This is a genomic window from Neotamlana laminarinivorans (genome assembly GCF_020523925.1).
Taxonomy (GTDB): Bacteria; Bacteroidota; Bacteroidia; order Flavobacteriales; family Flavobacteriaceae; genus Neotamlana; species Neotamlana laminarinivorans.
In genome coordinates, this window is the sequence record NZ_JAJAPW010000003.1 from 534,410 (window position 1) to 555,958 (window position 21,549).

At 34.8% G+C, this 21,549-nt stretch carries 18 protein-coding genes; 13 read left to right on the forward strand and 5 right to left on the reverse strand.

Annotated elements, in window-relative coordinates; translation table 11 throughout:
- Positions 1–40: 40 nt before the first annotated feature.
- Entirely contained in the window at positions 41–937 is an 897-nt protein-coding gene (locus LG649_RS09025) for a MerR family transcriptional regulator (RefSeq protein WP_226543500.1), read from the reverse strand.
- Between the two features lie 446 nt (positions 938–1,383).
- On the opposite strand from LG649_RS09025, the gene LG649_RS09030 reads away from it, so the two are divergent.
- Positions 1,384–2,739 (forward strand): undecaprenyl-phosphate glucose phosphotransferase, encoded by a 1,356-nt coding sequence (locus LG649_RS09030; RefSeq protein WP_226543501.1) that lies wholly within the window; start codon positions 1,384–1,386, stop codon positions 2,737–2,739.
- 23 nt (positions 2,740–2,762) lie between these two features.
- On the forward strand, positions 2,763–3,233 hold the full coding sequence (gene nusG, locus LG649_RS09035; protein ID WP_226543502.1) for a transcription termination/antitermination protein NusG: 471 nt from the start codon (positions 2,763–2,765) through the stop codon (positions 3,231–3,233).
- A gap of 135 nt (positions 3,234–3,368) precedes the next feature.
- Here the strand turns inward: nusG and LG649_RS09040 are convergent, their stop codons facing one another.
- The 4 genes from LG649_RS09040 to rfbF form a co-directional block, all read right to left on the reverse strand.
- Positions 3,369–4,667: an NAD(P)H-dependent oxidoreductase gene (locus tag LG649_RS09040; protein WP_226543503.1), complete on the reverse strand. Its 1,299-nt coding sequence runs from the start codon at positions 4,665–4,667 to the stop codon at positions 3,369–3,371.
- 138 nt (positions 4,668–4,805) lie between these two features.
- On the reverse strand, positions 4,806–5,342 hold the full coding sequence (gene rfbC / locus LG649_RS09045; RefSeq protein WP_226543504.1) for a dTDP-4-dehydrorhamnose 3,5-epimerase: 537 nt from the start codon (positions 5,340–5,342) through the stop codon (positions 4,806–4,808).
- Positions 5,339–6,424, reverse strand: coding sequence for a CDP-glucose 4,6-dehydratase (gene rfbG / locus LG649_RS09050; protein ID WP_226543505.1), 1,086 nt, complete (start codon positions 6,422–6,424; stop codon positions 5,339–5,341). Before rfbG ends, rfbC begins: the two co-directional genes overlap by 4 nt.
- A 319-nt stretch (positions 6,425–6,743) precedes the next feature.
- Complete coding sequence (gene rfbF / locus LG649_RS09055; RefSeq protein WP_226543506.1) at positions 6,744–7,526, reverse strand: glucose-1-phosphate cytidylyltransferase; 783 nt, start codon at positions 7,524–7,526, stop codon at positions 6,744–6,746.
- Positions 7,527–8,229: 703 nt separating this feature from the next.
- Between rfbF and LG649_RS09060 the strand changes: the two genes are divergently transcribed.
- From LG649_RS09060 to LG649_RS09110, 11 genes are all read left to right on the forward strand, one after another.
- The gene (locus tag LG649_RS09060; RefSeq protein ID WP_226543507.1) at positions 8,230–10,524 is read left to right on the forward strand and encodes a GumC family protein; all 2,295 of its coding nucleotides are present in this window, start codon (positions 8,230–8,232) and stop codon (positions 10,522–10,524) included.
- Positions 10,525–10,590: 66 nt separating this feature from the next.
- Positions 10,591–11,619 (forward strand): exostosin domain-containing protein, encoded by a 1,029-nt coding sequence (locus LG649_RS09065; protein WP_226543508.1) that lies wholly within the window; start codon positions 10,591–10,593, stop codon positions 11,617–11,619.
- Between the two features lie 216 nt (positions 11,620–11,835).
- Positions 11,836–13,047 carry an MATE family efflux transporter gene (locus LG649_RS09070; RefSeq protein ID WP_226543509.1) on the forward strand — a complete coding sequence of 404 codons (1,212 nt, stop codon included), beginning with the start codon at positions 11,836–11,838 and terminating at the stop codon, positions 13,045–13,047.
- A gap of 73 nt (positions 13,048–13,120) precedes the next feature.
- Positions 13,121–14,038 (forward strand): hypothetical protein, encoded by a 918-nt coding sequence (locus LG649_RS09075; RefSeq protein ID WP_226543510.1) that lies wholly within the window; start codon positions 13,121–13,123, stop codon positions 14,036–14,038.
- Positions 14,039–14,061: 23 nt separating this feature from the next.
- Positions 14,062–15,402, forward strand: a complete 1,341-nt coding sequence (locus LG649_RS09080) for a UDP-glucose dehydrogenase family protein (protein ID WP_226543511.1) — start codon at positions 14,062–14,064, stop codon at positions 15,400–15,402.
- Positions 15,403–15,432: 30 nt separating this feature from the next.
- Positions 15,433–16,551, forward strand: a complete 1,119-nt coding sequence (locus LG649_RS09085) for a glycosyltransferase family protein (RefSeq protein WP_226543512.1) — start codon at positions 15,433–15,435, stop codon at positions 16,549–16,551.
- Positions 16,544–17,137, forward strand: coding sequence for an acyltransferase (locus LG649_RS09090; protein ID WP_226543513.1), 594 nt, complete (start codon positions 16,544–16,546; stop codon positions 17,135–17,137). Before LG649_RS09085 ends, LG649_RS09090 begins: the two co-directional genes overlap by 8 nt.
- A gap of 225 nt (positions 17,138–17,362) precedes the next feature.
- Positions 17,363–18,385 carry a glycosyltransferase family 4 protein gene (locus tag LG649_RS09095; RefSeq protein WP_226543514.1) on the forward strand — a complete coding sequence of 341 codons (1,023 nt, stop codon included), beginning with the start codon at positions 17,363–17,365 and terminating at the stop codon, positions 18,383–18,385.
- Positions 18,331–19,719, forward strand: a complete 1,389-nt coding sequence (locus LG649_RS09100; RefSeq protein WP_226543515.1) for a hypothetical protein — start codon at positions 18,331–18,333, stop codon at positions 19,717–19,719. Before LG649_RS09095 ends, LG649_RS09100 begins: the two co-directional genes overlap by 55 nt.
- 12 nt (positions 19,720–19,731) lie before the next feature.
- On the forward strand, positions 19,732–20,880 hold the full coding sequence (locus tag LG649_RS09105; protein WP_226543516.1) for a glycosyltransferase family 4 protein: 1,149 nt from the start codon (positions 19,732–19,734) through the stop codon (positions 20,878–20,880).
- Complete coding sequence (locus LG649_RS09110) at positions 20,881–21,543, forward strand: acyltransferase (protein WP_226543517.1); 663 nt, start codon at positions 20,881–20,883, stop codon at positions 21,541–21,543.
- The last annotated feature ends 6 nt before the right edge of the window (positions 21,544–21,549 follow it).

Sequence of the window (21,549 nt, forward strand, 5' to 3'; positions counted from 1 at the left end):
GTTTAACAAATATACAAAAAAGTTAAACATAAATAGGTTTTTATAAATTGTTTACTAAACTTTCTATGGAGGTAAAACGCGTTATGGAATCTGGAAAGTTGTCGTCCTTAATGATGTCCAGTTTTTTACCCAATAAATAAAGCTGATTACCACCGTGTAATAGCAGGGTTTCAAATTGATGAATATAATCATTTAATTTATCATCTTCAGGAAAAATGGTGAGATAAGAAATAAAAGTAACGGGTTGATAAAAATCTAAAACATAACGTAAGTTATCCATAGGAACGCTTTCACCTAAAAAAATAGAGTGGTAACCCTTGCTTCGAAGCTGATAATTTATAAATAGCAATCCAATATCATGGATTTCGTTCTCAGGCAAAAATAAAATAAAGGTTTTGGTGTCTGGTTGGGGTTCTAGTAACTGTAGGCGCTCTATATTTAAAAGTATCTTCTGTTTAATATGAATGGATAAAAAATGCTCATGGGCAGGAGTAATGGTATTAGTTTGCCATAGTACACCAATATGATTTAACAGGGGTAAAAAAATGGTGTAAAAAATAGTACTAAAGCTTTTAGTTTCAATTAAAGTATTATAGGTGTTGTAAAAAAGGACTTGATCAAAATTAATCATGGCAATTTTAAAAGCATTTATAGCATGATCTTCGATATCTGCTCGCGATGCAATTTCTCTAACTTTAATATTAATGTCTTGATCAGAAAGATTGGCGATTTTAGAGATCTTGATACCATTTTTGTTTAAATAAGAAATATTGAGTAATTTTTGTAAACTGTCTAAGCTGTAGGTTCTAATATTGGTATCAGTTCGACTTGGGGAAAGAAGATTATAGCGTTTTTCCCAAATACGTATGGTATGAGCTTTTATATTGCTAAGATTTTCTAAATCTTTAATGCTAAAATTAGTTTTAATGTTGTTCATCTTATGAGAGATTATGTTCAACAAAAATAATATATAATATTGAATTGAATAGCTTTTATTGATTTTCTTAAGCTGAAAGTCTCATAAACCAGGTTTTAATGGGCTGAAGTGAACCTGAATAGTCGTTTAAGAGCTTAATTTCAAGACAAGGCTGTTTGGTCATAATTAGTTCTTGTAGTTTTGTTGCGTTAAAAAGAGGGGCTTAGGCTTAAATTTAAGAAAGACTAAAAAGGTATTTTAACGAAAATAACAGCGCTGTGTAGAAAATTTATTCAACATAAAATTTTTCTACGTTCATTTGTACACGTCAACAAATAAATAAGACACTCAAATTTGATTAATAGCAAAAAAAATTTGGTGAATTAGTTTAGTGAATTCTGATTTTACCAAAAATAAAACATACCCTATCTGGTTTTAACTAGGTAAAAAATAGTTGAAGTTGCTATATGAAAACGAAGAGTTACTCTCATTTAATAATACCATTTTCAATAATTGTACATTTAAGTATAATTAATGGAGTGCTTTATTTTTTGACGCCAGACACCTACCTAAATGTATTAAGCATTTTATTCTACAATGTGTCTTGGTTACTCATTACATACAATTTAAATTACTATCCTACTGCGCGTAAAGAAACCTTTATGACGAACATAAAAAAAATGTTCTATCTGTATATTATTTATGGATTAACATATTTTTCATGGTTTGGTGTAACGGGTATTCAGCCTGAATTTATTAGACATCAATTGGTGATTTACCTCATTATTTGTGTGTTGCTAACAGCGTATAGGTGGCTATTCTACATGTTTATAAGGCACTATCGCTCTAAAGGAGGAAATTATTTAAATGTAGTAGTAATAGGTCGGGACAAAAATTTAAAAAAAATACGCCGTGTTTTTGATAATCCGTATTACGGATATAGATATTGTGGGTTTTTTGATGATAATCCATCACAAAGTCCAACCTATCTAGGAGAAATACTAGAGTGTTTTAAATATATTATTGACAATCAGGTGGATGAAGTCTATTGTACTGCGGCTAAATTAACAAAGTCCGATTTACAAAATCTTATCAATTTTGCAGATAATAATTTAATTAAGCTTAAAATAATACCAGATAACAAAGATATTTTTACACCGGCTATGACAGTGCAAAAATACGATCAGATTCCGGTACTGGATTTAAGAACAGTGCCTTTGGATGCCGAGTTTGGTAAAATAGCTAAACGTATTTTTGATATCGTCTTTTCTTCTTTGGTTATTCTAGGGGTGCTATCGTGGTTAGTACCTATTTTATACGTGTTAGTTAAATTGGAGTCACCTGGTCCTTTGTTCTTTAGTCAGAACAGGCATGGTTTGAAGCGTAAAACATTTAAGTGTATTAAGTTTAGATCCATGGCAAATAATACAGATGCTAACACTAAAATGGCAACAAAAAACGATAAGCGAGTGACTAAAATCGGTCGTATTTTACGTAAAACTAGTATTGATGAGTTACCGCAGTTTTTTAATGTGTTTATGGGAGATATGAGTGTCGTGGGACCACGTCCGCATATGGAACAGCATACCTCAGATTATGAGATTTCGGTAGATAAATATTTAGTGCGCCACTTTGTAAAACCAGGCATTACAGGTTTGGCACAGATTAAAGGCTACAGAGGAGAAATTATTAATCCATCAGATATATTAAACAGAATTAGATTAGACATTTTATATGTCGAAAAGTGGTCGTTTCTGTTAGATTTTAAAATTATTGTTTTAACGGTTTTCAATGCCATTAGTGGTGAAGAAAAAGCATACTAAATAACCTAAAATTAAAGAAGTTTATGAATTGGTTTGTACTGTCTGTAAAAAGGAATCAAGAAAAAAAAGTTGCAGAGATATTGCAAAAAATGAATATTGAAGTGTTTAACCCAATAGTTAAGGAAATTAAATATTGGAGTAATGCTCAAAAAGTAGTGGAAACACCGCTTTTTCAAACATATATATTCACGAGCATACCGAGTAAATACAGAGGTCTTGTTTTTGGTATACCTGGAGTAAATGGCTATGTGTCTTTCAACGGAAAACCAGCATCAGTGCATCAAGAGGATATTAAAACAATTCAAAAGTGGGTGAAAGACGATACTTATGACTTAGTTTTACTATCAAAACTAATTTCAAACAAACAAATTAATGTTCAGAAATGGTTAATGAATAATCCATCAGGGCAAAAAGCTATCGGTGCAAATAAGGCCTTATTTTTATTGAAGGAAATGGATGGTATTGTTAATGAGAAACTTAGAAAAGTGGTGTAAATACAACAAAAAAAATAAGGATTTAGTTTACATTAAGATTACTTATAATATACAAAAAGCATCTCATGATATAAGGTTATGAGATGCTTTTTGTATTAGAAACTAATTAAATTAGAAGGAATAGCCATACCTACTTTATAGCTTAAAAAGTTGATCTTGCTCTGTTCTTAATTTGTCACATAAACGGCCTGAGGGTAGTATAACATCATCATAGGTAATAATGCCATCTTTTGGGATGTCTCTAACTAATTGACAACCCTCAGCAAGTCCAATAGGAAGAAGGTTTTCTTGTCTTGAAATGGGATAATTTTCACATAAACCATAAGTCATGTAATGACCTAGCCCATCTAAAGTAGAACCTGCTTTTAAATCAGTTTTGGCAGCAGTAATAACATCAACTGTGGGGCCTGCAAGGGGCGTTAGCGCAGCATCATTAAATAGTACAGCGCGAGCAGCTGTTAACGGAGCTTCAAAGTGACATAAATGATAGGGGGTGTAAAATAAATATAAAGGACCTTCACCGAGTTTATATAAATTTAAGTAGTGTTGTTGGATAGGGTTGTCATGAGTACCCAAAACAAATACACCAGGACCAGGACTCGCGCCAACAACATAGTCAACTATGCCGGGGCCTTCAAGTAGTTGTTCTAAAGGATATAAGTCATTAACAACATCGTGTAAAGAGCTCCCATAAGCAACAGTGGGTCCATGCATACCCCGTTTACCAACAGTCATTCCTGTAGCGTTGGCAACTAATGCTTGTTCGAAAGATATTTTGGTGCCATCTGCAAAAGAAGTAACCATAGAAGGATTTTGTTTCCATTTTTCAGCAAATCCCTTTTGAGTCGTGGGGTTGCGATAAGGGTCGTGTAAGCCTTTAATATTTCCGCACAAAACAGGTGTTACACCTATCGATTTGACAAACCGATATAAATTCATTTCTACTCCGGGTTGGTCGCCATCGCAACCAGTTAATATAACACCTGCCTCATCAGCATACTTCTTTAATATGGGGCCAATAGTACCGTCAATTTCGGCGTTCATTAAAACCACATGCTTTTTATGTTTAATAGCATTCATTATTACAGAAGTAGAATACTCTATAGCACCAGTAACTTCTATGATAACATCAATGCCATCGGCTTCACACAATAAGTGAGGGTTATCGGTTACGCTATATTTTCCTTTAGCGATATTGTCCTCTAAAGTGGTAACACCACTTACAACAAGGGCATTTTCAATTCCAGATATGGCGTACGCATGTATGGCTTTATCAACGGTTCTGTTAGCTATAGCAACAAGCTCCATACCAGGGACAGACTGCGTAATTTGAACGGCAATGCCTTGTCCCATAAAACCAGCTCCTATAAGGCCTACCTTAACAGGATTTCCAGATTCTTCTCTTTTTTTTAATGCGGTATCTACAATTATCATAAATATAAATTTTTTCAAGGTTTGAACAATGCGATCAAAACGGTATTAAGTGTGTGGCCTTACTTTAGCTAATAGGTGTATAACAAAACTGTGAAACAATAATTAAAATCAAATGATGTATATAGCTAAGGTTTTATATTACAACGGTTTTTTATAATCTGGATAGGCCAAATCTTTGTCAGAAAGAATAGGATGTTCAACATTCCAGTTAATATTAAAAGCAGGATCGTTCCATCTTATGCCGGCTTCTTTTCCTGGAGTGTAATACTCAGAGACAAGATATGCGATTTCAGTATCATCCTCTAAGGTTAAAAATCCATGGGCCATACCTTTTGGTATATATAATTGTCTGCCATTTTTTTCAGAGAGTTCAACCGAAAAATAGGATCCATAACTTTTCGAATCGGGGCGAATGTCTAGAATAACATCCAGCAAGGCGCCTTTTGTACACCTTACAAGTTTTGCTTCTTCAGCGCCGTCTGTTTGATAATGCATGCCTCTTAAGGTATGCTTAAAATGGTTGTGAGACATATTACCCTGTACAAAATGAGAATTTAAGTGATGCGATTCAAATTCCTTAGCACAAAAAGTACGACTAAAAAATCCCCGGTGGTCGCCACGTTTTTCTAAATCAAGAACGTAAGCGCCTTTTAAAGTGGTTTCTGTAAAAATCATAAGGCCCAAGAGGTGTTTTGACGTCTGGCTAATTCGGTATAGTCCTCGATTTGTTTAACACGATGCGAATAAATGTCCTTATCGTCTTGTACAAGATAGCCTTCAACTGTAAATTTTATGGTGTCTTCAAAATTTAATTGAGGAACCCAATTTAGGGTGTTGGCCGCTTTAGTGATATCTAATTTTAAAAGATTAGCTTCATGTAATTTACTAGTGTGTTCGGGTGTGTTATAATCTATAGCTGTGGTTTTTTCAATTTCTTTTACAACTTCCAGTACATTATAATGTCGGTAAGTACTTGGACCAAAATTCCAAGCGCCTTCATAGCGTTTATTATTTTCAGACAAAAGTGCCAATTGCATATAACCTGATAAAGGTTCTAAAACGTGCTCCCATGGGCGAGTTGCGGCCGGATTTCGTATCTCTAAAGTCTCATTAGCACGTAGGGTCTTAAAAATATCTGGTATAAGTCGGTTGGCAGACCAATCGCCGCCGCCTATAACATTACCGGCCCTAGTACTTACAACAGATACAGGAGAGTCGCTATAAAAGGAGCGTCGAAATGAAGAGATAACTAATTCAGCACAACCTTTGGAGGCGGAATAAGGATCGCTTCCCCCGATCTCATCATTTTCTTTATATCCCCAAACCTGTTCTTTATTCTCGTAACATTTATCACTGGTAATAACCACAATACTCTTCAAGTTTTTAGCATCTCGTGCAGCTTGTAAAACATGAACAACACCCATAACATTTGTGGAATAAGTGGATACAGGGTCATTATAAGAGTCAATAACAAGGGCTTGGGCGGCAAGATGAAAAATATAGTCAGGATCTACAGAGGTAATTTGGGCATGTAAGTGTTCAAAATCAGTAACATCCCCGTAAGTTTGATTAATTTTGTTTTCCAAATCGCAAACCTTAAAATTATCTAGAGAGTTTAAGGGGGGTAACGCATAGCCATAAACATCGGCGCCTAATTCCTTGAGCCATATAGATAGCCAGGATCCTTTAAATCCGGTATTTCCTGTGATAAATACTTTTTTTCCTTGATATCTATCAAAAAGTTTTTGTGTTGTCATTGTTACGGTTTAAAAATCGAATATGTTTTTAGTTGTATTAATTATTGTTCTAAAGATATTTTTAACAATTAAAAGATTGGCTAAAAATAAATATAGAATGCCATATGAGGCCTTTTTTCTATTAGATCTTTTATGGAAAATACCATGCGCTCCAAATTAATGCGACGAGTTGAAGTCAATAAATTAAAAATTTCAAAGTTTAAATAGAAATGCGGTACAGCCTCAAATTTATAAATACAGAAGCTGGTGCAGGAATTAAAAGGAAAAAACTTCAAATTAAGTTTCAAAAGGTCAGGTAAAATATGTAACGCTGCTAATCTTACCATATGTGCCAAGGCGCTTGTCTTGAACTCCAAAGACCTTCCAAAACATTTTTATCTCTTAAGGTATCCATAGGTTGCCAAAAATCATGATGCTTAAAGGCAAATAAATGACCACTCGAGGCCAGCTGTTCTAATGGTTCTTTTTCAAATACTGTCGAGTCATCATCAATATAATCTAATATTTCAGGCTCTAAAACAAAATAGCCACCGTTAATCCATGCAGTGCCATCAGAATCACCTTTAGGTTTTTCCTTAAAATACTGAATTTGATTTTCATCTTTTTGGAGGGTAAAAACGCCAAAGCGTCCAGGTTGTCTTACAGAAGTAAGCGTAGCGAATTTACCATGGCGCTTGTGAAACTGAATCAGATCGGTAATATTAACATTACTTACACCATCACCATAAGTTAAACAAAAGGTTTCATTGCCTATATATTCCGCAACCCGTTTAAGTCGTCCACCAGTCATAGTGTTTTCTCCGGTGTCAACTAAGGTCACCGTCCAAGGTTCCGATTTTTTATGATGAACGGCCATACTATTGGTTTTCATATCAAAAGTAACATCCGCAGTGTGTAAAAAATAATTCGAAAAATATTCTTTAATAACGTAACCTTTGTAGCCACAACAAATAATAAAATCGTTGATACCATGATGAGAATAAATTTTCATGATATGCCATAATATGGGTTTGCCTCCAATTTCAACCATAGGCTTGGGGCGAATACCACTTTCTTCACTAATTCGGGTTCCAAAACCCCCAGCAAGTATAACTGCTTTCATTCTTTTTGATTGTTTATTGTTCTTAGGAGAGTTTAAATGTATAAAAAAAAAATAAATACAAGCCTTTGGTAACTTTAATTTTACGTCAAAAAAGCAGGAACACGAATGGGATAGGTTATTAAATGTGATTTTTATCGGAAATTTTAGGGCTTAGGGAGAGTGTAAGATAGTCTCCAGCCTATTAAAATGTAATTCAACGAAAATAATAGCGATATAAAGAAATAACAAAATAAATAATAGAATTCTATATTCTTTTGTATCAAAGTTATTGAATAACTTACCTGAACACAAATTGAGATTAATAGCAGAATTGAAATGTAAACGTGTTATAAAAGCTTACCTAAAAGGAGCTGATATAAATGTGAATTAAATTTAAGATATATTGCTATTTATGAATCAAAACAGGGAATACTCTCATGTAATTATCCGTTATTTTATTACCCTAATACAAACCAAAGCAAATAGGCAATGGGGAGTGTTTTAATGCATAAGGGCCGCTTAAAAAAAATAAGTGAGTTGCTATCTGAATTTACAGTTCATTTGCTAACGGTTTAGCGTAAAATTAAGTAAAGAGATAGAGAGGATAGTCTTGGCTTGGTAGTATTAAATTTATTCATACTTTTAAAAAGTAAAAAAACGTTATTCATTATAGTTCCTCAAAACAGGGGCAAAAAGTTTAAAAATAAAATGTGATTTATTAATTATGGAAAAAGATATTGCTAAAATAGTATCTAATTATCTAAAATACTGGTATTTATTTGTAATAGGTAGTGTAATCTGTCTGGTATTGGCATTTTTGCATATTCGTTATAATGTAGTGTCTGAATATTACATTGCGGGTAAAGTATTGCTTAATGATAAAGAGAATGGTGGTGGAGAGGCTTCAGGGTTACAGTCTTTAAGCGATCTAGGCTTGATTAAAATGTCTAAAAACATTCAAGACGAGATAGGGGTACTACTATCTTACGATTTAATGTTAGAAACAATTAATGAGTTAGATTTTGCAGTGGCATATTACGCAGAAGGAAGCTTTAATGAGGTGGAGGTGTATGTAAAATCTCTACCGTTTAAAGTGGTATTAAATGATACATTACCGTTGTTAAAACAAGGAACATTAGGTAGGGTTAAAGTGCTTGATGAATTCAAATTTAGTGTTGAAAAATTAGTCGACGACGAAGTGGTTGATAAAAAAGTGTATGAATTCGGGGAAATGATAGCTACCGAATTTGGAAACTTTCATGTGGAATTACAGCAAGAAAAATTAGACCTTAAAAATACCAAACCTGTAATTGTTAAATTTAAGGATCCCGAGGCTATGGCTTCTAATTACAATTACCGTTTAGATGTGTTTCCGGTATACGAAAACGGCGGGGGATTGCTCGAAATAGGTTTAACTGATGCAATACCGCAACGCGGAGAAGACTTAATTAATAAACTTATAGAAGTATATGCACGTAATTCTGCGAAGCACAAAAATTTGCTAGCCGAATCTACCCTAAAATTGATTGATGAGCGTTTAAGCCTGCTAACTACAGATTTAAATAGCGCAGAAAAAAGTGTTGAAAATTATAAGCAAAGTAATAACTTAACCAATGTCGAGGCAGATGCATCACGCTTTATCCAATTGGCCGATCAAGTGGATAGGGAGTTAGTGACATTGCGAACTGAAATCAATGCCATTAACGCACTCGATAGAACCTTAGTGCAGTCCGGGAGCGGAAATTATACAGCTATAAGTTCCTACAACATCCAAAACCCGGCATTAGTGGCTGCAATCATGAATTATAACACAGTTGTGCAAGAAAGAGTAGCTTTAGTAAATGCAACGGGAATAGGGAATCCCATGTTGGGAGAAATCGATAAGCGTTTGGAGTCTAGTAAACGACAGATATTAGAAAATGTTAAAGGCATTAAATTACAACTAACCAGATCACAACGGGATTTAATAAACCAGTCCTCCCAATACAGGTCTAAAATTTCCTCAGTGCCCTCGGCTGAAAGAGCCTTATTAGAAATTAATAGAGATCAAGGGCTCAAACAAGGTTTGTACCTATTTCTTCTACAGAAAAAAGAAGAAGAAGCCCTATCTATCAGTGTGCCTTTTGCCGATACACGGGTTATTGAAGAACCTAGGTCTAGTGGATATCCAATAAATGGGGCTAAAACACCAGTATACTTAGGAGCTCTAATGTTTGGGCTTTTAGTGCCTTTTGGCTTTGTATTTTTAAAAGAAGCATTAAACACTAAAATTAAAGATCATGATGAAGTAAGCGAATTAACCAGTACCCCAATTTTAGGTCTGGTGGCTCATAATAAAACCAATAAAGCAGTAGTGCTAAGTAAAAATAGCAACACACCAATTGCGGAACTTTTTAGGTTAATGAGGCACAATTTAAAGTTTATGACCAAAAATGAAGCCAACCAAACCATTATGGTAACCTCCGGGAATCCTGGAGAAGGTAAAACTTTTGTATCTACAAACTTAGCAGCGAGTTTAGCACTTACAGGCAAAAAAGTAGTTGTCCTAGGTTTTGACCTTAGGATACCTAAATTAACTAAAGAATTAGATTTAAAGTATGAATATGGGCTATCCGATTACATAATCGATCCCGAGATACAAATACAGCAGTTACTAATCGCTTACCAACAGGTGCCAAACTTACACTTTATTGGGGCAGGTACCATGGCGCCTAATCCTGGGGAATTAATAATTCACCAACGGGTTGAGCAGCTTTTTGCACAGCTAAAATCACAATTCGATTACATCATTATCGATACACCTCCTGTAGGGAAAGTAGCAGATGCCTTTGCTTTAGCAAAGCATACAGATGCGGCTATTTTTGTGCTACGTCAAAATTATACCAAAAAAACAGACTTGAAATTGGTAAACGAGATAGTAGAAACAAACAAAATCAACAACTTAATGTTAGTAATAAACGATATAAAAAACGAGAAAAACGATTTCTACGGTGGCTATGGAAATACAGGAAACACCTAAGACGCCTAAATAAACTCCCTAAGAGCTATAATTTAGAGTAACCAAACCACTAAAAGTATAAGTATTATGAAACTTTTTTTAACATCAGCGTACCCCTATAATCAAGAAAATAACTTTGCGGTAAATTGGCTAAAAAATTTGGCGGAAGAAACCCAGAACCCTAGGCATGCTATAGTGGAAAATCCAGAAGAAGCTGATGTTATTTTGTTTTTGGAGCAACACCTTTCCGACGATCCCTATTATTTTCAGGTCATTAAACACGAATTAACAAAAAAATATAAGCAGAAGGTAATATTATATGCCGATGTAGATAGGCCGCTACCCATTTTACCCATGCTATCTCCAACCTTAGAGAAATCTTATTTCAATAAAGGCTTATGCTACCCAGCCCCTTTTATAGCACGTCAAACCACCAACGATTCTGTGGTATACACGGAGTTAAGCCATAAAAGAAAATATTTATTTTCATTTTTAGGTTCTTGCACCACCAACAAAACCAGATATAAAATTCTAGACATTCAATACCAAAACTGTTTTTTAAAGGACACCAGTAAATTGGTGTATTGGAAATTAAGTAATAAGGAAAAACTAAAACTCACTCAAGAATCGGTAGATGTATATAAAAATAGTTACTTTGTCTTATGCCCTAGAGGCATTGGTCCAGATACCTATCGGGTCTATGAAGTCATGCAAATGGGTCTAGTGCCAGTAATCATTTCAGACGAGTGGGTGCCTATGAACGGACCAAATTGGGACGAATTTGCTATCAGGGTAAAAGAAAATGAAGTGCATAAAATCCCTGAAATATTGGAGGCAAAAAAAGAACAAGCTATCCATATGGGAAACTTAGCCCGTGAAAATTGGGAAAATTGGTTTTCAAATGAGGTGATGTTTAATGTTTTAGCAGATTGCGCAGAAAGTTTGCATAAAAATAAAAAGAATAACAGATTAGGAAATTTATATTATTCTTATTCACAGTTTTTTAGAAAATTTCATTCAAGAGCATTAATAAGACATTTAAGGCGAAAAATAAAAAAATCAAAAGATACTGAGGCTGAGGTTAAAACATCTAATAATTTTGTAAAAACGCTGTAAGTACATCATAAGTAATTGGAATACAAACAATTATGAAGAGTTAAGTGCTCGGTGATGGTACAAGGAACAAAGAAAAAATGAAATGAAAAAATGAATAGATATCGAATTAATTTAACTTTTATCAAAAAACCAGTATAGTTGTCAATGAGGAACATATCTAATCGCTCCATTTTTATGAGGCTGAAACCTTGGTTTATGTTAATAGGTTCTACGAGTATGGCTCAAGCCTTAGTTCAAGGATTAGGATTGATTTCAGGTATTTTAGTAATTAGAATATTACCGCCTTCTGAATACGCCTTATACACTCTAGGGAATAGTATGCTAGGTGCTATGGTCTTGTTGGCGAATGGTGGTATATCTAAAGGTGTAATGGCGCAAGGGAGTAAAGTTTGGAAAAATAAAAACCATTTGGGCGAAGTAATGGTTACAGGACTCCAATTAAGAAAAAAATTCATTTTCGCGAGCTTAATAATTGGAATACCAATTTTATTTTACCTCCTATTAAAAAATGATGCGAGTATCACTTCAGCCGTTTTGATAATTATAGCATTAATTCCGGCTTTTACGGCTTCTATTTCTAATGCTTTATTAGTCATAGTGCCTCAATTACACCAGAATATCAGACCACTGCAAATTAATCAAATTGGGGTTAACTTGGGGCGATTATTGCTTTTATTGGGATCCATACTCTTTTTCCCTATTGCTTATGTGGCACTTTTATCTGCCGGTATTTCACAGATAGTAGGTAATTATAGGTTAAAAAAAATAGCTTTACAACATGTGAATTTAAAGCAAAAACCATCGCCTGCCATCCGCAAAAAAATCATAAAAACCGTTTCACGTATTTTTCCTGAATCGGTTTATTATGCGTTTTCAAGTCAAATAACCATCTGGTTATTATCAATATTTGGAACCACTAAAGCAGTTGCAGAAATAGGAGCATTAAACCGAATAGCGGTGTTATTAACCTTATTTACTATGGTGTTTAATATTTTAATTGCACCAAGATTTGCGCGATTAACAGAAAGTTTTCAAGTATTAATTAAAAGATATACTTTAGTGGTGCTTATATTGCTTGTGGTATTACTCGTAGTGGTTAGTATGACTTATTGGTTTTCATCTCAAATATTATGGATATTAGGAGCTGACTATGAAAATTTAAATACAGAAATTGTGTGGTTAATTTTGGGTGCAACATTATCACTTATCGCCGGCCTTATTTATAACTTGTATTCGGGAAGAGGTTGGATTCAACATCCTATCTTAGCAATTTCAATAAGTTTTATAACTTTAATAGTGGGTATTACTATAATTGATGTATCCAACTTAATGGGGGCAATTAAATTAAATATTTTAGTAGGCTTAGTGCAATTTCTATCACATATGTTATATGGGTATTACAAAATTTTTAAATTAAAAAATAATTAAATAAAAATTAATGACATCTAAATCAGCTATATGTACCCTGTTTGAGGGACATTATCATTATGGAGTGGCTACATTGTCAAATTCATTATACCATTCGGGGTTCAGAGGTGCAATGTATGTAGGATATAGAGGGGATTTACCAGATTGGGTAAACGCAGGAGAACGTGTAAGTATTCAAGGTTATGATAATGTCATGAAAGTGAAAAATATAAAGGAAGAAATGACTTTATATTTTATACCCTTATCAACATCGTACAGCTTAACAAATTATAAACCTAATTTTATGTTAGACTTACTTAACGGCCCAGCAAAAGAATTGGATTATATGTTTTACTTCGATCCAGATATTGTGGTCAAACAACCTTGGGCATGTTTCGAGGAATGGGCCAACTGTGGAATAGCAGTATCTGAAGATGTTAATTCTCCCCTTGAAGAATTACATCCAAGACGAGTGGGTTGGCGTACCTATTTCAAGGAATACAACATGTCATTAAAATGCAAATCTAATATTTATGTAAATGGTGGTTTTATAGGAGTAAACAAAAGTAATTTAGAATTTTTAAAACTATGGAAAAATATACAAGATTACATGGCAAATGCAATCGGAGGTCTTGAAAATTCTATTTTTTCAAATCAAACCTACAAAACAACAATACCTGTGAAAAAAGGGTTTCAAATTTTTGATAAATCAGACCAAGACGCTTTAAATGCGGCAATTGAATGTTATAAAGATCATGTAAGCTATATAGGTCTTGAAGGTATGGGGTTTAAGGAAGGATATAATCTGATGATTCATGCTCTGGGCAGTCCAAAACCTTGGAAAACAAATTTACTAAGTAGAGCAATACAAGGACATCAACCTAGACTAACAGATGTAAGTTATTGGAGAGTAAACAATACACCATTCTCCGCACATAGTAATCTTGAAATAAAAAGGAAAAAATTAAGTATATTGGTTGCAAAAATTATAGGCCGATTTTACAGTAAATAATTAAATAAAAAATAATAAGCTTTATGAAAATAACAGTAATAGGTACAGGATATGTAGGTTTGGTAAGCGGAACCTGTTTTGCAGAAATGGGAAACAAAGTAACCTGTATTGATGTCGATACAAACAAAATTCAAAAACTAGAAGAAGGCATCATTCCAATTTACGAACCAGGTTTGGAAGTTATGGTGAAACGCAACTATGAGCGCAATACCTTAAAATTCAGTACAAAACTATCAGAAAACCTAGAGGGCTGCGACATCGCTTTTATTGCCGTAGGAACACCTATGGGCGACGATGGATCTGCTGATTTAAAGTACGTACTTCAAGTGGCTAAAGAAATCGGGCAAAACATGACCACCCCACTTATTGTGGTTGATAAATCAACAGTACCAGTAGGAACAGCCGACAAAGTGAGAGCCCAAATTAATGAGGAATTAGAAAAGCGTGGGGTCAATATTCATTTCGATGTGGTGTCCAATCCGGAATTTCTTAAAGAAGGCGATGCCATTAGCGATTTTATGAAACCAGACCGCGTGGTAATTGGAGCCGATAGTGAAGAAACTGCCGAAACCATGCGTACGTTGTATTCACCCTTTTTCAGAAGCGGTTCAGCCCGTTTAATAGTAATGGATGTACGTTCCGCAGAAATGACCAAATACGTAGCCAACGCCATGTTAGCAACTAAAATTTCCTTCATGAACGAAATTTCTAACATCTGTGAATTAGTGGGGGCAGATGTAAATGATGTACGCATTGGTATCGGTTCAGACAGCCGTATTGGCTACAGCTTCATCTATCCAGGTGCAGGTTACGGTGGCTCTTGCTTCCCTAAAGATGTGAAAGCCCTTCACCGTACAGCCAAAGAATATGGGTTTGATGCGGAATTGATCGGGTCGGTGGAATCGGTTAACGATAAACAAAAACTAGTTATCGCTAAAAAAGTAGTAAAACGTTTCGGAGAAGATCTGTCAGGCAAAACCTTTGCAATATGGGGGCTGTCTTTTAAACCTGATACCGACGATATGCGTGAAGCACCTGCCATTTACATCATCAAAGATTTAGTAAGCCGTGGAGCTAAAATAAAAGCCTACGACCCTAAAGCTATGCACGAAGCGCAAGAATGTTACCTAAAAGGCATTCAAAACATAACATATTGCAATTCCAAATACGAAGCCATTGTTGATGCCGATGCTATGCTATTATTAACCGACTGGAAAGAATTTAGAATCCCAGATTTTGAAGAATTAAAAGCCCAACTCAAAACACCAATAGTTTTTGATGGTCGTAACCAATACAATGATAAAATGATGTTGAAAAATGGTTTCGAATATTTCCAAATTGGTAAACAAACTTTAAAGGCCTAAGCCTCTATTAATATAAATACATAATTTAGCATGAAGATTACGTTTATTTGTGGCTCCTTAGAACCTGGTAAAGATGGGGTGGGAGATTATACACGTAGACTTTGTGCTGAGTTGTGTAACAAAGAGGTAGAAGTTAGTTTGTTAGCTTTTAGTGATAAACATTGTAACACCGTAATTAGCGAAGATTTAATTATTAATGAGTTTAAGGTAAGTTGTTTAAGACTACCGTTTGCATTATCTATTAAGGAACGAACAAAAATGGCTCAGTCTTTTGTAATTAAAGTAAATCCTAATTGGGTTAGTTTACAATTTGTACCTTACGCTTTTCATAATAAAGGCTTGCCTTTTGGTTTAGGAAAGGCTCTTAAATCTGTAATTGGTGAACGCAATTTACATGTAATGGTTCACGAATTGTGGATTGGCATGAGCTATCAATCACCTAAAAAAGAAAAGATAGTAGGCAAGTTACAAAAGTTATTAATTGGATTGATTTTTAAAAAATTGAACCCTAAACTAATAAATACTCAAACCAATTTATATAAGCATCACCTAAAAAATATGGGGTTCAAGGCTTCTGTTTTACCTTTATTTTCCAATATACCAAAACAGAGTGGTTTTTCAGGATTAGAAATACCTGAGTCTAAAATTGAAGGTAATTACTTCGTGATTTTTGGTTCAATCCATCAACATGCACCAATAGAAAAATTTATGGAGGAATTATCGGGTATTTATCAGGATAAAGCTATAAGTTTTGTGGCTTTAGGTAGAAACGGTTCAGCTTTAAATTATTGGAGCGATGTAATTAATAAACATGGGTTTAAATTATCGGTTTTAGGGCCTCAGAGTGAGATCGCGATTTCATACGTTTTAAGTAAGGCTAAATATGGTTTGGCCACAACACCATTTACACTTATAGAAAAAAGCGGTTCGGTAGCCGCTATGCGGGATCACGGTTTACCCGTAATTTGTTTATCTAAACCATGGAGCGCCATTGGTTATTCTAATCAAGAACAAGTGCATGGAGTTGTAGAATATTCCTCAGGACAACTAAAAAACTGTTTTATACAATCCAACTTAGAAACAGCACCTAATATTAACGCGACCAGTATTGCGCTAAGTTTTATTAATAAAATTGAAAATTATGGCTAGTATATCTTATTTATGGAAAAATAGAGCAAAGTTTTCTCCGACAAGTATTTCGTTTTATCGAGCTTGGGGAAAAAGGCTATTTTCTTTAAGAGAACTTTTAAAAAGGAATAATAGAGCTCGTAAATTAAGACGAAAAGGAGCCTCTATAAGTGAGCAGGCTGAAATTGGTGAAGTTAATCTTTCTGGAAGAATGAAGTTTTTAACAGTTGGAGGTCAGACATTTATTGGTAGAGCTAGAATTGTAGTAAATAATAAAGTTTCTATTGGGAAGAATGTATGTATAAATGATGGGGCGGAAATTTTAACTGGAGGACATGATATTTTTGATCCAAAATGGTCATTAAAAAGAGCAGAAGTTCAAATTGATGATTACGCATGGATTGGTACGGGAGCTATGATTTTAGCGGGAGTTCATGTTGGCAGAGGAGCGGTAATTGGAGCAAGGGCCGTAGTTACGAAATCTGTGAAACCAGGTGAAATAATAGTTGGAAATCCTGGAAAACCTTTATCTAAAATTAGAGATATAGAATTTGATTATAGTCCGTGTGAATTTGTTGCGGTAAATAGAGCTTGGTTAATCGGTTAAAAAACAGATATGAAGGTAATTGTTAGTCATCCTACAAGTAATCAAAATAATAGAGCAGTATTAAAAGGGCTCTTAGAAGCGAAATTAATTTATAAATTTTATACGGCAGTCGCAATATTTTCAGGGACAATAGGGTATAAATTAACTGCCTTTCCTCCGTTTAAAGAATTAAAGAGACGGAAATTTGATATAAAGTTAAAAGCCTATACAGAAACTGCACCTTTTATGGAATTGGTTAGATTGCTGTCTAATAGGTTAGGTTTTAATCACTTAACAAAGCATGAGGTTGGTAAGTATTCTGTCGATGGAGTTTACCATCATGCAGATAAATTAGTGGCGAAAAGCTTGAAAAAATCTGCTAAAAATGGAATAAATGCGATATATGCTTACGAAGATGGTGCTTGTGATTCGTTTAAGGCAGCAAAAGATGTTAACATTGCCTGTTTGTACGACTTGCCTATTGGTTACTATAAAACCGCACGGACATTATTAAGTGAAGAAATCGAAAAGTGGCCAGAATGGAAAGCAACACTACATGGCTTTAAAGATTCTCCTAAAAAGCTAAAGCGTAAAGATGAAGAATTAGCCTTGGCCGATCATATTTTTGTAGCCAGTTCCTTTACTAAAAAAACCTTAGAGGATTATGCTGGTAAACTAGGACCAATTCATGTAATCCCTTATGGCTTTCCCAAACCAGTAGAAAATAGAAACTATCACTTCAATAACCGCCCAATTAAGTTACTGTTTGTAGGCGGCTTATCCCAGCGCAAAGGCATTGCTAATATGTTTAAAGCGGTAGAGAATTTACAGAGCCAAGTAGAGCTAACAGTTGTTGGGCGTAAAAGTACAGAAGACTGCGAAGCGCTAAATTCAGCTTTACAAAAACATAGATGGATACCCAGTTTGCCTCACGACCAAGTATTAAAAACCATGCGAGAACATGATGTCTTACTATTTCCGTCCTTATTTGAAGGCTTTGGTTTAGTAATTACAGAGGCCATGTCACAAGGGACCCCTGTAATAACCACAAACCGAACAGCTGGCCCAGATTTAATTACTCATGGGGTTAATGGCTGGATTGTGGAGGCAGGGTCAACCAAAGCCTTACAAAACTGTATTGCAGATCTTGTACAAACAACAAACAAAATTAAAGAAGCGGGAAAAGCAGCTTTAAAAACGGCAAGCCAAAGACCATGGGAGCTGTATGGGAAGGAGCTAGCAGAAAAAATAAAAAGTTTAAAGCCTTAAGAATGGCCTCAATCTTAAAAAAAAATACACAAATCTTTATTAAAGAAGAGCAGGTTATACTTCGGCTCAAACAAGGGGTGTGGCTGTATTTTTTACTGCTAATTTTTGAAGGGGCATTACGCAAATGGATTTTGCCATTTTTAGCAACCCCCTTGTTAATTGTGCGTGACCCCTTAGCTATTGGGTTAATAATAATGGCATGGCGATATAACATTATAAAAGCAAATGCTTATGTAATTGGTTTCACCTTTTTTACCCTTTTGTCAGTATGTACAGCTTTGGTATTTGGTCATGGGAATATTATGGTGGCTATTTATGGTGCCCGTATTTTTTTATTTCACTTTCCGGTTATTTTTATTATCAGTAAAGTATTTTACAAAGCAGATGTTATTGAACTTGGTAGATGGGTACTCATAATTACAATACCTATGGTCATACTTATTGGCTTACAATTTTACAGTCCCCAATCGGCCTGGGTAAATAGAGGTATAGGAGGTAGCACTGATGGAGCGGGTTTTAGTGGGGCTATGGGCTATTTTAGGCCTCCCGGTACCTTTTCGTTTACCACGGGTAATGTATTGTATTTTAGTTTCGCAGCCTGTTACATTGTATATTTTTGGCTGGCTAAAATACCTGTAAACAAGTTATTACTGGCAGGCGCAACGGTGGCTTTACTTGCGGCTATCCCCTTATCAATCAGTAGAACCCTAATGTTTTCTGTAGGGCTAACGTTGGCATTCGCAATACTCTCTGTAGCTGGAAACCCTAAATTTTTATTACGATTTATGCTCTTTTTATTTTTAGGATTTTTATTAATTCTTCTACTCAGTAATCTGTCATTTTTTGAAACATCAACAGCCGCTTTTACAAAACGCTTTGAACTGGCTAGTGAAAATGAGGGAGGCGTTTCTACGTCCATCCTAAAGCGTGTTTTTGGCAGTTTAATAGAAGCGTTTACAGAATCTGATAATTTGTCTTTTTGGGGCATGGGAATTGGGATGGGAACAAATGCGGGTGCCGCTATGTTAACCGGACAAGATGTACCTAAATTTTTAATTGCAGAGGAGGAATGGTTACGCCTTGTAGGTGAAATGGGCTTTGTTGTAGGTATTGGAGTGATTTTATTACGCGTAATTTTTAGTTTGAACTTAGTATTTAAGAGCTTTTATACGATGCGAAAAGGTTATCTTTTAGCTTGGTTGTTAATAAGTTTTGCATTTTTAATTATAATAAAAGGCCAATGGGCGCAACCTACAGTACTAGGCTTTGCAACATTATCTGCAGGCTTAATTTTAGCCTATAGTAAAACAGAGTTTGAATCAAAAAAATCCTGAAAAATATTAGATATGACTAACCGTATTGTTTTAATAGGAAATTACCCTTTGGATCATCAAGAAAGTATGAGGCGTTTTGCCACGATGCTTTTAGAAGGTTTCACGGCAAAGGGTATACAAACAGAATTATGGAACCCCTTAGTAGTTACCGCATTTTTCTGTAAAAATTCAACATCTAGTATTGGTAAATGGTTGGGCTATATAGATAAATGGCTTATATTTCCGCTAATATTAAAATGGCGTGTACTTCTTAATCGTAACGACAGTAAACGTATTAAATATCACATATGTGATCATTCAAACGCACCCTATCTTAAAAGTCTACCTAAAACGAATACGGTAATTACATGTCATGACGTATTGGCTATACGAGGAGCCTTTGGTTTTAAGGACGCCTTTTGTCCGGCATCAAAAACGGGCAAAATTTTACAGCAATGGATTTTAAAAAATTTGAGTAAAGCACATGCTTTAGCTGCAGTATCTCACTTTACCCTATCACAATTAAAAGCGTTGAGTAATTTAAACGAGACACCTAAATATTGGACCGTAATTCATAATGCCTTTAATGCAAATTTTCAACCGGCTAGTATTTTGGAATCACAGCCTATTCTTAAAAAATTTAATCTCGAAAATAAACCGTATATCTTACACGTAGGTTCAGCTTTAAAACGTAAAAACCGGAGTTTATTAGTACATATGTTAAAAGCTTTAGGCGCTGGTTGGGAGGGAATTATTGTTTTTGCCGGCAAACCAATAGATCATAAATTGAAATTAGAAATTAAAGCCTTAAACTTTGAACATCGAGTGGTATCTATAGTAAAACCTAACCACAAAGAGTTATTAGCCTTATATACTAACACTAAGGCATTTATTTTTCCCTCCTTGTCCGAGGGATTTGGATGGCCTTTAATAGAAGCCCAAGCATGTGGCGCTCCTGTTATAGCCAGTAATTTAGAACCCATGCCCGAAGTAAGCAATAATACGGCATTACATGTAGCCCCCGAAGATGCCAATGGTTTTGCCGAGGCATTTGGGAAGCTTAAAGACAAAGAGTTTAAATTAAAACTCGTAAATGCTGGTTTCAAAAATAGCGAACGTTTTTCGGTTGATATAATGATAGATGCATATATCAATTTACATCAATTAACAAATACAAATTAAATGATTAAAAAACTTTTTACATTTTTCTGGCCTTGGCCTATTAGACGTCGTTTATTAAATAAGTGGTTTGGTTATAACATTGCAAAAAATGCAAAAATTGGTTGGTCTTGGATATTTCCCGACCAATTAATAATGGAATCTGGATCTAAAATAGGTCACTTAAATGTGGCGGTACATTTAGATTGTGTAGAATTAAAAGCAAATGCCAAAATCGGTCGAAGTAATTGGATTACTGGATTTTCTGCTAAAGCCAAATCTAAACATTTTAAACATCAAAAAAATAGACAATCAAAATTATTTTTAGGAGAACATGCTGCAGTGACCAAACAACACCATTTAGATTGTACGAATGTGATTAAAATCGGAGAATTCGCTACAATAGCCGGATACAGTTCACAATTTTTGACACATTCTATTGATGTTTACGAAAGTAGGCAAAATAGTGTGCCTATAACTATTGGAGCTTACGCATTTGTTAGTACTAATGTAGTAGTGTTAGGTGGTGCAGTATTACCTGATTTTTCGGTTTTAGGAGCGAAAGCCTTATTGAATAAAACATTTACAGAGGAATGGACGCTATATGGAGGTGTTCCGGCTAAGGCCGTTAGAGCTATAGATAAAACAGCGAAATATTTTAGCAGACCAGTGGGGTTTGTGCATTAAACTATA

Coding starts and splice junctions, on each gene's coding strand:
- nusG (WP_226543502.1), top strand. CDS start 2,763: ATGAATTGGTTTGTACTGTCTGTAAAAAGGAATCAAGAAAAAAAAGTT.
- LG649_RS09080 (WP_226543511.1), top strand. CDS start 14,062: ATGAAAATAACAGTAATAGGTACAGGATATGTAGGTTTGGTAAGCGGA.
- LG649_RS09030 (WP_226543501.1), top strand. CDS start 1,384: ATGAAAACGAAGAGTTACTCTCATTTAATAATACCATTTTCAATAATT.
- LG649_RS09025 (WP_226543500.1), bottom strand. CDS start 937: ATGAACAACATTAAAACTAATTTTAGCATTAAAGATTTAGAAAATCTT.
- rfbF (WP_226543506.1), bottom strand. CDS start 7,526: ATGAAAGCAGTTATACTTGCTGGGGGTTTTGGAACCCGAATTAGTGAA.
- LG649_RS09060 (WP_226543507.1), top strand. CDS start 8,230: ATGGAAAAAGATATTGCTAAAATAGTATCTAATTATCTAAAATACTGG.
- LG649_RS09110 (WP_226543517.1), top strand. CDS start 20,881: ATGATTAAAAAACTTTTTACATTTTTCTGGCCTTGGCCTATTAGACGT.
- LG649_RS09085 (WP_226543512.1), top strand. CDS start 15,433: ATGAAGATTACGTTTATTTGTGGCTCCTTAGAACCTGGTAAAGATGGG.
- rfbC (WP_226543504.1), bottom strand. CDS start 5,342: ATGATTTTTACAGAAACCACTTTAAAAGGCGCTTACGTTCTTGATTTA.
- LG649_RS09040 (WP_226543503.1), bottom strand. CDS start 4,667: ATGATAATTGTAGATACCGCATTAAAAAAAAGAGAAGAATCTGGAAAT.
- LG649_RS09095 (WP_226543514.1), top strand. CDS start 17,363: ATGGAATTGGTTAGATTGCTGTCTAATAGGTTAGGTTTTAATCACTTA.
- LG649_RS09105 (WP_226543516.1), top strand. CDS start 19,732: ATGACTAACCGTATTGTTTTAATAGGAAATTACCCTTTGGATCATCAA.
- LG649_RS09100 (WP_226543515.1), top strand. CDS start 18,331: ATGGGAGCTGTATGGGAAGGAGCTAGCAGAAAAAATAAAAAGTTTAAA.
- LG649_RS09070 (WP_226543509.1), top strand. CDS start 11,836: ATGGCTCAAGCCTTAGTTCAAGGATTAGGATTGATTTCAGGTATTTTA.
- LG649_RS09065 (WP_226543508.1), top strand. CDS start 10,591: ATGAAACTTTTTTTAACATCAGCGTACCCCTATAATCAAGAAAATAAC.
- rfbG (WP_226543505.1), bottom strand. CDS start 6,424: ATGACAACACAAAAACTTTTTGATAGATATCAAGGAAAAAAAGTATTT.
- LG649_RS09090 (WP_226543513.1), top strand. CDS start 16,544: ATGGCTAGTATATCTTATTTATGGAAAAATAGAGCAAAGTTTTCTCCG.